The organism is Pseudomonas sp. CM25, assembly GCF_013179705.1.
In the GTDB taxonomy this organism is placed as follows: domain Bacteria; phylum Pseudomonadota; class Gammaproteobacteria; order Pseudomonadales; family Pseudomonadaceae; genus Aquipseudomonas.
Map to the genome: position 1 here is coordinate 1 of NZ_JABMCW010000142.1, position 13,575 is coordinate 13,575.

General features: G+C 63.7%; 13 protein-coding genes and 1 pseudogene. 5 read left to right on the plus strand and 9 right to left on the minus strand.

What is annotated here, in order from left to right; translation table 11 throughout:
• From HP546_RS15930 to HP546_RS15950, 5 genes and pseudogenes are all read left to right on the plus strand, one after another.
• Positions 1-268 (plus strand): annotated as a pseudogene (locus HP546_RS15930) (MFS transporter); the annotation flags it as partial.
• 113 nt (positions 269-381) lie between these two features.
• Positions 382-1,719: an ATP-dependent RNA helicase DbpA gene (gene dbpA, locus HP546_RS15935; RefSeq protein WP_256676351.1), complete on the plus strand. Its 1,338-nt coding sequence runs from the start codon at positions 382-384 to the stop codon at positions 1,717-1,719.
• A gap of 128 nt (positions 1,720-1,847) precedes the next feature.
• Positions 1,848-3,029 (plus strand): NAD(P)/FAD-dependent oxidoreductase, encoded by a 1,182-nt coding sequence (locus tag HP546_RS15940; RefSeq protein ID WP_172227264.1) that lies wholly within the window; start codon positions 1,848-1,850, stop codon positions 3,027-3,029.
• A gap of 83 nt (positions 3,030-3,112) precedes the next feature.
• A complete protein-coding gene (gene yccS / locus HP546_RS15945; protein ID WP_172227266.1) occupies positions 3,113-5,296 on the plus strand; it encodes a YccS family putative transporter in 2,184 nt (727 codons plus the stop codon).
• A gap of 91 nt (positions 5,297-5,387) precedes the next feature.
• Positions 5,388-5,840 (plus strand): GNAT family N-acetyltransferase, encoded by a 453-nt coding sequence (locus HP546_RS15950; RefSeq protein WP_172227268.1) that lies wholly within the window; start codon positions 5,388-5,390, stop codon positions 5,838-5,840.
• Positions 5,841-5,893: 53 nt separating this feature from the next.
• On the opposite strand, the gene HP546_RS15955 is transcribed toward HP546_RS15950, so the two are convergent.
• The 9 genes from HP546_RS15955 to HP546_RS31420 all read right to left on the minus strand — a co-directional run.
• Positions 5,894-6,190 carry a helix-turn-helix domain-containing protein gene (locus HP546_RS15955; protein ID WP_003249396.1) on the minus strand — a complete coding sequence of 99 codons (297 nt, stop codon included), beginning with the start codon at positions 6,188-6,190 and terminating at the stop codon, positions 5,894-5,896.
• A gap of 12 nt (positions 6,191-6,202) precedes the next feature.
• Positions 6,203-6,703, minus strand: a complete 501-nt coding sequence (locus HP546_RS15960) for a M48 family metallopeptidase (RefSeq protein ID WP_172227270.1) — start codon at positions 6,701-6,703, stop codon at positions 6,203-6,205.
• Positions 6,704-6,742: 39 nt separating this feature from the next.
• Positions 6,743-8,869 carry a bifunctional diguanylate cyclase/phosphodiesterase gene (locus tag HP546_RS15965; RefSeq protein WP_172227272.1) on the minus strand — a complete coding sequence of 709 codons (2,127 nt, stop codon included), beginning with the start codon at positions 8,867-8,869 and terminating at the stop codon, positions 6,743-6,745.
• A gap of 216 nt (positions 8,870-9,085) precedes the next feature.
• Positions 9,086-10,150, minus strand: coding sequence for a class II fructose-bisphosphate aldolase (fba, locus tag HP546_RS15970; RefSeq protein WP_172227274.1), 1,065 nt, complete (start codon positions 10,148-10,150; stop codon positions 9,086-9,088).
• 100 nt (positions 10,151-10,250) lie between these two features.
• Entirely contained in the window at positions 10,251-10,580 is a 330-nt protein-coding gene (locus tag HP546_RS15975; protein ID WP_172227276.1) for an MliC family protein, read from the minus strand.
• A 177-nt stretch (positions 10,581-10,757) separates the two neighbouring features.
• A complete protein-coding gene (locus HP546_RS15980; RefSeq protein ID WP_172227278.1) occupies positions 10,758-11,009 on the minus strand; it encodes a hypothetical protein in 252 nt (83 codons plus the stop codon).
• Entirely contained in the window at positions 11,009-12,172 is a 1,164-nt protein-coding gene (locus tag HP546_RS15985) for a phosphoglycerate kinase (RefSeq protein ID WP_172227280.1), read from the minus strand. The genes HP546_RS15980 and HP546_RS15985 overlap by 1 nt, the downstream gene beginning before the upstream one ends.
• Before the next feature lie 12 nt (positions 12,173-12,184).
• Entirely contained in the window at positions 12,185-13,246 is a 1,062-nt protein-coding gene (epd, locus tag HP546_RS15990; RefSeq protein WP_172227282.1) for an erythrose-4-phosphate dehydrogenase, read from the minus strand.
• 191 nt (positions 13,247-13,437) lie between these two features.
• The coding region (locus tag HP546_RS31420) for a hypothetical protein (RefSeq protein ID WP_172227284.1) at positions 13,438-13,575 on the minus strand (138 nt) is incomplete at its 5' end.

Here is a 13,575-nt window from a genome sequence, read left to right on the forward strand (position 1 = left end):
TGACGACGCCAGCGCCAGCAGCGGCAACAGCCTGCTGTCGGTGGTCGCACAGCTGTCGCTCAGCCTCGGTGTGGCCTGCGCCGGTGCGTTGCTCGGCGGGTTTACTGCAGCCGGCAGCGCCGATGGCGTGGAAACCACGCTGGGGGCGTTCCAGCTGACCTTCGTCACCATCGGCGTGATGGCAATGCTGGCAGCGGCGATCTTCATGCAACTGGCGCCGACGGACGGAAGGCGTGCCCGTCGTCCGGAACAACACATGGAGTCGTAGGGCGAATGGCCATGAGGCTGGTAGACTGTGCGGCATTTTTTCGCTTCGCAACGCAGGCCTGCCTCGTGACCACCGAATCCACCGCTTTTGCCACTCTGCCGCTGTCCGCCGCCATGCTGGCCAACCTGGACGCCCTTGGCTATGCCTCGATGACGCCGATCCAGGCCCAGAGCCTGCCGGTCATCCTCAAGGGCCAGGACCTGATCGCCCAGGCCAAGACCGGCAGCGGCAAGACCGCCGCCTTCGGCATCGGCCTGCTCAACCCGATCAACCCGCGCTACTTCGGCTGCCAGGCCTTGGTGCTGTGCCCTACCCGCGAACTCGCCGACCAGGTGGCCAAGGAGCTGCGCCGCCTGGCGCGGGCCGAGGACAACATCAAGATCCTGACCCTGTGCGGCGGCGTTTCACTGGGCCCGCAGATTGCCTCGCTGGAGCACGGTGCGCACATCATCGTCGGCACCCCGGGGCGCATCCAGCAGCACCTGGACAAAGGCACCCTGGTGCTGGATGGCCTGAACACCCTGGTGCTGGACGAAGCCGACCGCATGCTCGACATGGGCTTTTTCGACGCCATCGCCAGCATCATCGGCAAGACCCCATCGCGCCGCCAGACCCTGCTGTTCTCGGCCACCTACCCAACCGGCATCAAGCAGCTGGCCGCCGACTTCATGCGCAACCCGCAGCAAGTGAAGGTCGAGAGCCTGCACGCCGACAACCAGATCGAGCAGAGCTTCATCGAGATCGACCCGCAGCAGCGCCTGGAGGCCGTCACCCGCGTGCTCGGCCACTACCGCCCGCAGTCGTGCGTGGCGTTCTGCTTCACCAAGCAGCAGTGCGAAGACGTGGTTGCCCACCTCACCGCCAAGGGCATCGTCGCCCAGGCCCTGCACGGCGACCTGGAACAGCGTGACCGCGACCAGGTACTGACCATGTTCGCCAACCGCAGCAGCTCGGTGCTGGTAGCCACCGACGTAGCCGCGCGCGGCCTGGATATCGATGGCCTGGACATGGTCCTCAACGTGGAGCTGGCGCGTGATGCCGAAATACATGTGCACCGCGTGGGCCGGACCGGTCGTGCCGGCGAGAAAGGGATTGCGGTCAGCCTGGTGGCCCCGGCCGAAGGCCACCGTGCCCAGGCCATCGAACAGCTGCAGAAGAGCCCGTTGCGCTGGGACCAACTGGACAGCCTGAAAAACAAAGGCGGCGAGCCGCTGCTGCCGGTGATGACCACGCTGTGCATCGCTGCCGGGCGCAAGGACAAGCTGCGCCCGGGTGACATCCTCGGTGCGCTGACCGGTGATGCCGGTATCCCGGGCAAGCAGGTGGGCAAGATCGCCATCTTCGACTTCCAGGCGTTCGTGGCCGTGGAACGTGCGCTGGCCAAGCAGGCCATGCAGCGGCTGAACAGCGGCAAGATCAAGGGCCGCGCCCTGAAAGTCCGCATTCTTTAATCCCAGACAGTGACCCTGTGGGAGCGGGTTCACCCGCGAAAGCCATGGTGCATGCGCCATCGTATTCGCGGGTAAACCCGCTCCCACAGGGTCGGCATTCCACATTCGAATCCAGACAGGTTCATACCGTGCACTCCACCGACGTGATCATCCTCGGCGCTGGCGCCGCCGGCCTGATGTGCGCCCAGCTCAGCGCCCGCCGTGGCCGCCGGGTACTGCTGCTCGACCACGCCAACAAACCGGGCAAGAAAATCCTCATGTCCGGCGGCGGCCGCTGCAACTTCACCAACATGTACACCGAGCCGGCCAACTTCCTTTCGCACAATGCACACTTCTGCAAATCGGCCCTGGCCCGCTACACCCAGTGGGACTTCATCGAGCTGGTGTGCAAGCATGGCGTGGCGTACCACGAGAAGAAACTCGGCCAGCTGTTCTGCGACAACAAGGCCAGTGACATCCTCGACATGCTGCTGGCCGAATGCGACGAGGCTGGTGCCGAGATCCGCATGCAAATCAGCATCGAGCAGATCGAGAAAACCGCAAACGGCTATCTGCTGCAGACCAGCGGCGGCCAGTTCGCCTGCCAGTCGCTGGTGATCGCCACCGGTGGCCTGTCGATCCCGACACTAGGCGCCACCGGCTTCGGCTACCAGGTCGCGCGCCAGTTCGGCCACACACTGCTGCCAACCCGCGCCGGCCTGGTGCCCTTCACTATCACCGATCCCCAACTCAAGGCATTGTGCACCGAGCTGTCCGGCACCTCGCTGGATTGCACCGCCAGCTGCAATGGCAGCAGCTTCCGCGAGAACCTGCTGTTTACCCACCGCGGTCTGAGCGGCCCGGCGATCCTGCAGATTTCGTCGTTCTGGGAAGCCGGTGACACGGTCGAGATCAACCTGCTGCCGGACCGTGACGCACTGACCTGGCTGCAACAGATGCAAACCGAACGCGCCAACGCCGAACTGAAGACCGTGCTGGGCGAGGTCTTTACCCGCAAACTGGCCAACCTGCTGGCCGAGCAGTGGTTCGAGTCCAGGCCCATGAAGCAGTACACCCCGGCAGAGCTGGCCCAGATCGCCGAAAAGCTGGCGAACTGGCAGGTGGTGCCGGCCGGCACCGAAGGCTACCGCACCGCCGAGGTGACGCTGGGAGGGGTCGACACCCGCGAAGTGTCGTCCAAGACCATGGAATCACTGAAGAGCCCCGGGCTGTACTTCATCGGTGAAGTGCTGGACGTGACCGGCCACCTGGGCGGTTTCAACTTCCAGTGGGCGTGGGCATCGGCCAACGCCGCAGCGCAGTTCGTGTAGAGTAGAATCCATTCAGCAGCACGGAACGCTTCTTGCTGGCCGTGCTGCAATGCATTCATTCGCTCACTGCCTAGCAGGCCATCATGTCATCGAGCTCGTTCCGTCAGTCACTGCGTCGCCTGTGGGGCCAAGACAAGTTCAGCTACAGCATCCGGGTCACCATCGCCCTCACCGGGAGCCTGGCCCTGTGCTGGTACCAGAACGAGATGGCCCTGCTGATTCCGCTGTTCCTCGGCATCATCGCCAGTGCCCTGGCCGAAACCGACGACAGCTGGCAGGGCCGCCTCAGCGCCCTGGCCGTTACCCTGGTGTGCTTCGCCATCGCTGCACTGGCCGTCGAACTGCTGTTCCCCTACCCCTGGATCTTCGCCATCGCCCTGGCCCTGGCGGCGTTCGGGCTGACCATGCTCGGCGCCCTGGGCGAACGTTATGGCGCGATCGCCTCGGCAACGCTGATCACGGCGGTGTACACCATGATCGGCGTGGACCAGCGCGGTGGCCAGGTAACGGACTTCTGGCACGAGCCGATGCTGTTGGTGGCAGGTGCGGCCTGGTACGGGCTGCTGTCGGTGCTGTGGCAGGCGCTGTTCTCCAACCAGCCGGTGCAACAGAGCCTGGCCAAGCTGTTTTTCGAACTGGGCCGCTACCTCAAGCTCAAGGCCAGCCTGTTCGAACCCATCCGCACCCTCGACCTGGAGGCCCGGCGCCTGGAACTGGCCCAGCAGAATGGCAAGGTGGTGGCGGCGCTCAACGCCGCCAAGGAAATCATCCTGCACCGGGTCGGCAACAGCCAGCCCAACTCCAAGGTCAGCCGCTACCTCAAGCTGTACTTCCTGGCCCAGGATATCCACGAGCGGGTCAGTGCCTCGCACTACCCCTACAACGCCCTGACCGAGGCGTTCTTCCACAGCGACGTGATGTTCCGCTGCCAGCGCCTGCTGCGCAAGCAGGGCTCATCCTGCCAGGAACTGGCCCGCTCTATCCGCTTGCGCCAGCCGTTCGTACTCGCCAGCGGCTTTACCGAAGCACTCGAGGACCTCAACGCGTCGCTGGAGCACCTGCGCAACCAGAACAACCCGGCCTGGCGCAGCCTGCTACGCTCGCTGCGGGCGCTGGCCGCCAACCTGGCCACGCTGGACCGCCTGCTCAGCGCTGCCAGCAACCCCGACAGCCTGGCCGATGCCAGCGACAGCAGCCTGCTCGACCGTTCGCCACGCTCGCTGAAGGATGTGTGGACGCGCCTGCGCACCCAGCTCACACCGACCTCGCTGCTGTTCCGCCACGCCTTGCGCCTGCCGCTGGCGTTGTCGATCGGCTACGGCATGGTGCACCTGATTCACCCCACCCAGGGCTACTGGATCATCCTCACCACGCTGTTCGTGTGCCAGCCCAACTACGGTGCAACCCGGCGCAAGCTGGTGCAGCGCATTTTCGGTACCGCAGTCGGCCTGACGGTGGGCTGGGCGCTGTTCGACCTGTTCCCCAACCCGGTCATCCAGTCGCTGTTTGCCGTGGTCGCCGGGGTGGTGTTCTTCGTCAACCGCACCACCCGCTACACCCTGGCCACGGCCGCGATCACTTTGATGGTGCTGTTCTGCTTCAACCAGATCGGCGATGGCTATGGCCTGTTCCTGCCGCGCCTGTTCGATACCTTGGTCGGCAGCCTGATCGCCATCCTCGCGGTGTTCCTGTTCCTGCCCGACTGGCAGGGGCGGCGGTTGAACAAGGCACTGGCCAATACCCTGGCCTGCGCCAGCGTCTATCTGCGGCAGATCATGCAGCAGTACGCCCACGGCAAGCGCGACGACCTGGCCTACCGCCTGGCCCGGCGCAACGCCCACAACGCCGATGCGGCGCTGTCCACCACCCTGGCCAACATGCTGATGGAGCCTGGGCACTTCCGCAAGGAAGCCGACGTCGGCTTCCGCTTCCTGGTGCTGTCGCACACCTTGCTCAGCTATCTGTCGGGGCTGGGTGCGCACCGCGATATGGCGTTGCCCGCGCAGGTGCAGGAGCAATTGATCGAAGGTGCAGGGCAGAGCCTGGCCAACAGTCTGGACGAGATTGCCAACGGCCTGGCCGCACGGCTGCCGGTGGCGATTCATAGCGATGCCGAGGAGGCGCTGGCCAATGCCCTGGAACAGATGCCGGAAGAACTGGATGAACATCAGCGGCTGGTGCAGACCCAGCTGGCGTTGATCTGCCGGCAGTTGGGGCCGCTGCGTACCTTGGCGGGGCACTTGATCAAAGAGAGCCCGCCCGCCTGATTTTTCGCGGGGTCTGTGCTTTTCAGCCTCTATTTTGGCCAAATGCATTCGACATGCGATGATCGAGGTCTCATTCAAGGAGTTCGCGCCTGTGTCCATCGACTGGCTCTGCAAGCACCACACCGACCTTGGCAAAGATCAGCTCTACGCCATTCTGCAATTGCGTACCGAAGTGTTCGTGGTCGAGCAGCGCTGCGCCTATCAGGACGTCGATGGCCAGGACCTGAGCGGCGACACCCTGCACCTCATGGCATGGCAGGAAGACAAACTGGTGGCTTACCTGCGTTTGCTCGATCCGCAATCCCAGGGCGGGGATGTGGTGATCGGGCGGGTAGTGACTTCACCTGCGGCGCGAGGGCTGAAGCTGGGGCACACGTTGCTGTCGAAGGCGCTGGAGGCGGCGGAGCATTGCTGGCCGGGAGTACCGGTTTATCTGTCGGCGCAGGCGCATTTGCAGGCGTTTTATGCCAGGCATGGGTTTGTGGTGGCGGGTGAGGAATACCTTGAAGATGACATTCCACATATCGGCATGCGCAAAGGCTGAATTGCCGGGGGTGCTTAGCACCCCTTTCGCCGGCAAGCCAGCTCCCATAAACCTCAGGGGTAGCCCAGCACTTCGCGTATCTGCCGCAGATGGCGGATGATCCACTGCTTGTCGATCGCACCCCAGTCATGAATGCGGTAATGCCCGGCGTGGTTGCGCGCGCCTTCCTGCTGCTCGAACTCGCAGACGATATCCAGGTCGGCTAGCGCCGCGATAGTGTCCTGGGCGGTGCGCCGTGGCATGCCGGTGGCCTCCATCAGGGCTGGCACGCTGGTCGCGGTCTGGCTGTCGATCAGCCAGGCCACGTACAGGCGGCGGTAGAAGCTGCTCTTGGTCTTGCTCACTTCCATGCTGCATGTTCCTTAGGGGTTGCCCGGCAGCTCCCGATAGGTCAGGTAGACGCGCAGGTCGAATTCCAGTTGGTGGTAGTCCGGCTCCATGTGCTGGCAGAGCTGGTAGAACGCCTTGTTGTGATCGCGCTCGCGCAGATGTGCCAGCTCGTGCACCACGATCATGCGCAAGAACTGCGGCGCGGCCTCCTTGAACAGCGACGCAATGCGGATCTCCTTCTTGGCCTTGAGCTTGCCGCCCTGCACCCGCGATACCGCCGTGTTCAGGCCCAGGGCCCGATGGGTCAGGTCGAGGCGGCTGTCGAACAGCACCTTGTCCAGGTTCGGCGCGCTGCGCAGGTACTGCTGGCGCAGGTCCTGGGCATAGCCATACAACGCTTTGTCGCTTTGCACCTCATGGCGGTCTGGGTAGCGGCGCTGCAGGTATTCGCCCAGGCGGTCGCTGTCGATCATCTGCCGCACCTGCGCCTGCAGGTGCGGAGGGTAGGCTTGCAAATAACGGAGTACGGTCATGGCACTGTAGTCGGCGTAACGAATGCCGATTCTAGCCAATCACGCCCGTGGCCAGGGGAAAATCGCCGGGAAGCCGCTGGCATCTGCCGCAGTCATCGGGTGCGCCACTAAAAACCCTTGCACGTATTCGCAATCATTGGCCCTCAGCCAGGCCGCCTGGGCCGGGGTTTCCACGCCTTCGGCGATGACCGTGATGTGATAGTCGGTACACAGGCCGATGACGCTGCGCACCAGCGCCGCATCCACTGCCGAGTCGGGCAGTCGCGCAACCAGATGGCGGTCAAGCTTGAGGGTATCGATTGGCAGGTCACGTAGCATGCGTAGCGAACAGTCACCCGCGCCAAAATCATCCAGCGCCACCCTTACCCCCAACTCGCGCAAGCGGTGTATCTGCTTCACGGCCGCATCGATGTTGTACATCAGCGAGGTTTCTGCCACTTCCACTTCCAGCTGCGTCGGGGCTAGCTGGTAAAGCTGGATGACCCGCTGCAACTCCTCGACCAGGCCGGGCATGACGAACTGCGCGCGGCTCAGGCTGATGCCCAGCACCAGGTCGGCCGGGAAGCGCTGGCACCATGCCTGGCGCTGCGCTGCGCCCTGCCGGTAGATCCAGCTGGCCAGGCGGTTGATCAGGCGCGCTTCCTCGAGCAAGGGGATGAACAACCCCGGCGGCACATCGCCAACACTGGGGTGCTGCCAGCGCAGCAAGGCCTCGAAGCCACGCAGACGACCATCGTTGAAACCCACCTGCGGTTGGTAGACCAGGGTGAAGTCCTGCTGCTCGATGGCGGCGCGCACGCTGTCTTCGAGCATCAGCCGCGACCGCGCCCGGCCATTGAGCTCCTGATCATAGAAGCGGTACTGCTGGCGACCGGCCTGCTTGGCCGCATACATCGCGGCATCCGCCGCCCGCAGCAGGCCTTCCACATTGGCGCCGCAGTCCGGGAAGGTGGCGATGCCGATGCTGACCCCGAGCGTTACATCCAGCCCTTCCACTTCGTGGCTGATGGAAACACGCTCGAGCAAACGCTCGGCATAGCGCCCGGCCTGCTCCGGGTACGGCAGGCTGTCGAACAGCGCAGTAAACTCATCCCCACCCATGCGCGCCAGCAGGGCATCGCTGCCCAGGCAGTCCTTGAGCTGCTCGGCCACCCAGCGCAGTACCCGGTCGCCGGCATCGTGGCCAAGCGAATCGTTGATCCGCTTGAAGCCATCCAGGTCCATGTACATCAGCGCCTGTGCCTTGTCCGAGCGCTCGTTGCGCAGCAGCGCCCCCTCGGCGGCCTGGTAGAAACCGCGGCGGTTGAGCAGGCCGGTGAGCGGATCGGTGACGGCCTGGTATTCAAGCTGCTGGTGCAGGTTGCGCACTACCGACATGTCCAGCACGGTCACCACCATGGCCTGCTGGTCTGCCGGCAACGGCGCGCAGGACAACGCCACCGGCACCAGTTCGCCAGCCACGGTGCGCAGCTGGGCGTCGTGCACGCGGAAAATCTGCCGAACCAGATAGGCTTTGTAGAAATCCGATTCTGGCCACAGGCTGGCGCTGGCCAATTGCACCAGGTCGAGCAGGTGGGCGCCCTGCAACTGCTGCACTGGCGCTGACAGCAAGCGCGAAATGGCAGGGTTGGCAAAGCCGATGATGCCCTTGTCATCCACTACCAGGATGCCTTCGGCGGCGTTTTCCAGGATTGACGCGTTGAACGCCCTGGCCGCTTCCAGCTCACGCGTCAGGCGCTGCAGCATGCGCCGGTTGCGCTGCTGGTCGAGCAGTGCCTGAACCTTGGGCTTGAGTATTTGCGGGTCGAACGGCTTGAACATGTAGTCCACGGCGCCGCTGGCGTAGCCTTTGAGCACGGCCGCTTCAGACTGTTCGTTGGCGGTGAGGAATATGATCGGTGTCAGCCGAGTGCGCTGGCTGCCACGCATCAGCCGGGCGACTTCAAAGCCGTCCATTTCCGGCATTTGTACATCCAGCAACACCAGGTCGACATCGTGTTCGAGCAGCGCACTCAAGGCTTCCATCCCCGAGCTTGCCGTCAACACTTGCCAATCCTGCCGGGCCAGCAATGCCCGCATGCTGATGAGATTCTCGGGGTAGTCGTCTACTACCAGAAGAACCGAGCTGCCATCCAGTGGCTGTGGTTGAGGGTGAGCGCCATCCATGCTGCTTCTCTATTATGTGACCGACTTCAAATACGGTTGGATCCGTTTAGTACTCTAGACCTGAGCTGCCGACACGCAATGCAATCAGAACGCTATCAGTGGCTAACTGTACGGTAGCCGACCAACGGTCGGTCTGCGGAAAGAAAGCGCAAGGTGGTAGCCGCCAGAAATGAAAAAACCCGCATCGCTGCGGGTTTTTTCAGGGTTGCCTGCGGATCAGTTGACCTTGGCGGCCAGCTCACCTTTGGCATAGCGCTGGAACATGCCTTCCAGGGAGATCGGCTTGATCTTCGATGCGTTGCCGGCAGTGCCGAAGGCTTCATAACGCGCGATGCACACGTCACGCATGGCCTTCACGGTTTCGGCGAAGAACTTGCGTGGGTCGAACTCGCTCGGGTTCATGGCCATGTGACGGCGCATGGCACCGGTCGAGGCCAGGCGCAGGTCGGTGTCGATGTTGACCTTGCGCACGCCGTACTTGATGCCTTCGACGATTTCTTCTACCGGTACGCCGTAGGTCTCTTTGATCTCGCCGCCGTACTGGTTGATGATCGCCAGCCACTCTTGCGGTACCGAGGAGGACCCGTGCATCACCAGGTGGGTGTTGGGGATGCGCTTGTGGATTTCCTTGATGCGCTCGATGGCCAGGATGTCACCGGTTGGCGGCTTGGTGAACTTGTAGGCACCGTGGCTGGTACCGATAGCGATCGCCAGGGCGTCGACCTGAGTCTTCTTGACGAAGTCTGCGGCCTCTTCCGGGTCGGTCAGCATCTGGCTGTGGTCCAGCACGCCTTCGGCGCCGATGCCGTCTTCTTCACCGGCCATGCCGGTTTCCAGCGAACCCAGGCAGCCCAGCTCGCCTTCAACCGAAACACCGCAGGCGTGCGCCATGGCGACGGTCTGCTGGGTAACGCGGACGTTGTACTCGTAGTCGGTCGGGGTCTTGCCGTCTTCACCCAGCGAGCCGTCCATCATCACCGAGCTGAAGCCCAGCTGGATCGAGCGCTGGCAGACATCCGGGCTGGTGCCGTGGTCCTGGTGCATGCACACCGGGATATGCGGGAATTCTTCGATGGCAGCCAGGATCAGGTGGCGCAGGAACGGCGCGCCAGCGTATTTGCGGGCACCGGCCGAGGCCTGGACGATCACCGGAGAGTCGGTCTTGTCGGCCGCTTCCATGATGGCGCGCATCTGCTCGAGGTTGTTGACGTTGAAAGCTGGTACGCCGTAACCGAACTCGGCGGCGTGGTCCAGCATCTGGCGCATGCTAATGAGTGCCATTGTGTATCTCTCTCCCGACAAGCGTCGTCTGTTTCGTGCAAGCCTGCCGCAGGGGCGGTTGCTGTTCAAGTAGTGTGGGCCACCCTCGCGGCCCGGCCAGTCACGGTGCCTTGCAGCCCCGCCCAATCAGATCGTTGGTTGCCACCCAGTACACCAGGCCTTCTTCGCCCTTGGTGTGGAAGGCCAGCATGCCATCGCTATACAGCGCACCCGAGGCACCCGGCTCGGCCTTGAGCCGGTAAACCTGGTCGCCGCCGCCAAGGCGTACGTCGACCTGGTCGCGTTGCGCGTCGGCGAAGCGCCACAGCACTTCGGCCTGGGTATCGCAGACCCAACGGGTCCAGTTGTCTGCCGGGGCGGGTTGCGCCGGCTGCAGCAGTGAGCATCCTGCCAGTGTCGCCAGGGCCGTTACGGCCATAAGCGCTTTCATTCAGTTTCCTCAATTCAGGGCTGCTTTGCAGCCCATCGCCGGCAAGCCAGCTCCCACAGACCCCGCACATCCTTGCAAGAGAAGCTGTACCTGTGGGAGCTGGCTTGCCGGCGATGGGCCGCATAGCGGCCCCCTTTCCAAGACCACAAATCAGCCTTCAGGTTGCCGACTACCCGATCAAGGGCAACCCGGCGCCTTGCGCTGGTGGTCTTCGTCATACTTTTCCAGGCCTTCCGGGCCCACGCGCTTGCTGATGACCGGCACGGTCTCGGCCTGCCACTCGGACTGGTAGCAGCCGCCCTTGGGCGGGTGCGACGGGTCGCCGTCCGAGGCCGGGCTGCCGGCGCAAGCGCTCAGCAAGCCGGCCAGCATCATCACAGGCAATTGCTTGACCATCAGGCCACTCCCTTTGCCAAGCGCCGAAGTCATCAGGCCTTTGCCCGCTCTTCCAGGATTGCCACCGCTGGCAGGACCTTGCCCTCGACGAACTCGAGGAAGGCGCCACCACCGGTAGAAATGTAGGAGATATCCTTGCTGACGCCATATTTGTCGATGGCCGCCAGGGTGTCACCGCCACCGGCGATGGAGAACGCCGCGCTGTCGGCGATGGCATTGGCCAGCACCTTGGTGCCATTGCCGAACTGGTCGAATTCGAACACGCCCACCGGGCCGTTCCACAAAACGGTCTTAGACGACTTCAGCAGCTCGGCGAAGTTGGCTGCGGTCTGCGGGCCGATGTCCAGGATCATGTCGTCTGCGGCAACGTCGGCAATGGCCTTGACGGTGGCTTCGGCGCTTTCAGCGAATTCCTTGGCAACCACCACGTCAACCGGCAGCGGTACGTTGACCTTGGCCGCAATGGCCTTGGCGGTGTCGACCAGGTCTGGCTCGTACAGCGACTTGCCAACCGGGTGGCCGGCAGCGGCCAGGAAGGTATTGGCGATGCCACCACCCACGATCAGCAGGTCACAGACCGCGCTCAGGCTGTTCAGCACGTCGAGCTTGGTGGAAACCTTGGAGCCGGCAACGATGGCCGCCATCGGCTTGGCCGGGGCTTTCAGGGCCTTGCCCAGGGCGTCCAGCTCGGCAGCCAGCAACGGGCCGGCAGCGGCAACCTTGGCGAACTTGGCGACACCATGGGTCGAGCCTTCGGCGCGGTGTGCGGTACCGAAAGCATCCATGACGAACACGTCGCACAGGGCGGCGTACTTTTGTGCCAGCTCGTCGGCGTTCTTTTTCTCGCCCTTGTTGAAGCGCACGTTCTCGAACAGCACCAGGTCACCGGCCTTTACCTCGACACCGTCCAGGTAGTCGGCAACCAGCGGCACTTCGCGGCCCAGGGCCTTGCTCAGGTAGTCGGCAACCGGCTTGAGGCTGTTCTCGGCAGAGAACTCGCCTTCAGTCGGGCGGCCCAAGTGCGAGCAGACCATTACCGCTGCGCCCTTCTCCAGGGCCAGCTTGATGGTCGGCAGCGCTGCCATGATACGCGCATCGCTGGCTACCACACCGTCCTTCACAGGCACGTTGAGGTCTTCGCGGATCAGTACGCGCTTACCTTGCAGGTCGAGGTCGGTCATCTTCAACACGGTCATGAATGCAGTCCTTCAGGGCTGTTTGTTGCGGGTTGGGTGAACGACGTGCAGAAAGTGTTCGGCGACGTCGAGCATACGATTGGCGAACCCCCATTCGTTGTCGAACCAGGCCAGCAGGTTCACCAGGCGGGGGCCGGAAACACGGGTCTGGCTGGCATCGACGATGGCCGAATGCGGGTCGTGGTTGAAATCACAGCTGGCGTGCGGCAGCTCGGTGTAGGCCAGCAAGCCTTTCAGCGGGCCTTCCAGCGCCGCTTGGCGCAGCACCTGGTTGACCTCTGCCGCGCTGGTGTCGCGGGCGGTCTGCAGGGTGATGTCCAGGCACGAAACGTTGACGGTGGGTACACGTACCGCTTTGGCCTGGATTCGCCCGGCAAGTTCCGGAAGCAGCCGCTCGATACCGCGCGCCAGACCAGTGGACACCGGGATCACCGACTGGAAGGCCGAGCGCGTGCGGCGCAGGTCTTCGTGGTGGTAGGCGTCGATCACCGGCTGGTCGTTCATCGCCGAGTGGATGGTGGTGATCTGCACGTACTCGATGCCGAATGCCTGGTCCAGCACGCGCAGCAGCGGCACACCGCAGTTGGTCGTGCACGAGGCGTTGGACACCAGGCGCTCGCTGCCGGTCAGGCAGGCCTGGTTGATGCCGTAGACCACGGTGGCATCGACGTCGGCCTCGCTGGCCATGGGCTGGGAGAACAGCACCCGCGGCGCGCCGGCATCGAGGAAGCGCTGGCCATCGGCACGGGTGTTGTAGGCGCCGGAACACTCCAGCACCAGGTCGATGTCGAGGGCGGCCCAGTCGATACCCTCGGGGGTGGCACTGCGCATTACCTTCACGCAGTCGCCATTGATATGCAGACAGTCGCCGTCCACCCTCACCTCACCGGGGAAACGCCCGTGGGTGGAGTCGAAGCGTGTCAGGTATTCCAGGCTGGCCTGGTCGGCCAGGTCGTTCAGCGCGACGATCTCGAAACCGGCCTTTGCCCCCCGCTCGAACAGCGCGCGCAGGACACAGCGGCCAATACGGCCATAACCGTTGAGTGCAACTTTGTAGGGACGCAGGTGGGGCATTCGTTGGCTCGCTAACGCATGATGGCTGTTGGGGCCGCGTTGCGGCCCATCGCGACGCAAGGCCGCTCCTGCAGGGACCGCACCGCCATCTTGGGTTGCGCGGTCCCTGCAGGAGCGGCCTTGCGTCGCGATGGAGGGCAAAGCCCTCCCTTTGCACGACCTGGAGGGCGTCACTGCCCTCCTTTGTTACATCAGTCTTCCAGCAGCTCTTCGGCAGTACCGAGGATGTTCTCCAGGGTGAAGCCGAACTCTTCGAACAGTGCCGAAGCCGGCGCCGACTCACCGTAGGTGGTCATGCCGATGATACGACCTTCCAGACCGACGTACTT

Coding starts and splice junctions, on each gene's coding strand:
- dbpA (WP_256676351.1), top strand. CDS start 382: ATGCTGGCCAACCTGGACGCCCTTGGCTATGCCTCGATGACGCCGATC.
- yccS (WP_172227266.1), top strand. CDS start 3,113: ATGTCATCGAGCTCGTTCCGTCAGTCACTGCGTCGCCTGTGGGGCCAA.
- HP546_RS15955 (WP_003249396.1), bottom strand. CDS start 6,190: ATGGAAGTGAGCAAGACCAAGAGCAGCTTCTACCGCCGCCTGTACGTG.
- HP546_RS15960 (WP_172227270.1), bottom strand. CDS start 6,703: ATGACCGTACTCCGTTATTTGCAAGCCTACCCTCCGCACCTGCAGGCG.
- HP546_RS15965 (WP_172227272.1), bottom strand. CDS start 8,869: ATGGATGGCGCTCACCCTCAACCACAGCCACTGGATGGCAGCTCGGTT.
- fba (WP_172227274.1), bottom strand. CDS start 10,150: ATGGCACTCATTAGCATGCGCCAGATGCTGGACCACGCCGCCGAGTTC.
- HP546_RS15975 (WP_172227276.1), bottom strand. CDS start 10,580: ATGAAAGCGCTTATGGCCGTAACGGCCCTGGCGACACTGGCAGGATGC.
- HP546_RS15980 (WP_172227278.1), bottom strand. CDS start 11,009: ATGACTTCGGCGCTTGGCAAAGGGAGTGGCCTGATGGTCAAGCAATTG.
- HP546_RS15985 (WP_172227280.1), bottom strand. CDS start 12,172: ATGACCGTGTTGAAGATGACCGACCTCGACCTGCAAGGTAAGCGCGTA.
- epd (WP_172227282.1), bottom strand. CDS start 13,246: ATGCCCCACCTGCGTCCCTACAAAGTTGCACTCAACGGTTATGGCCGT.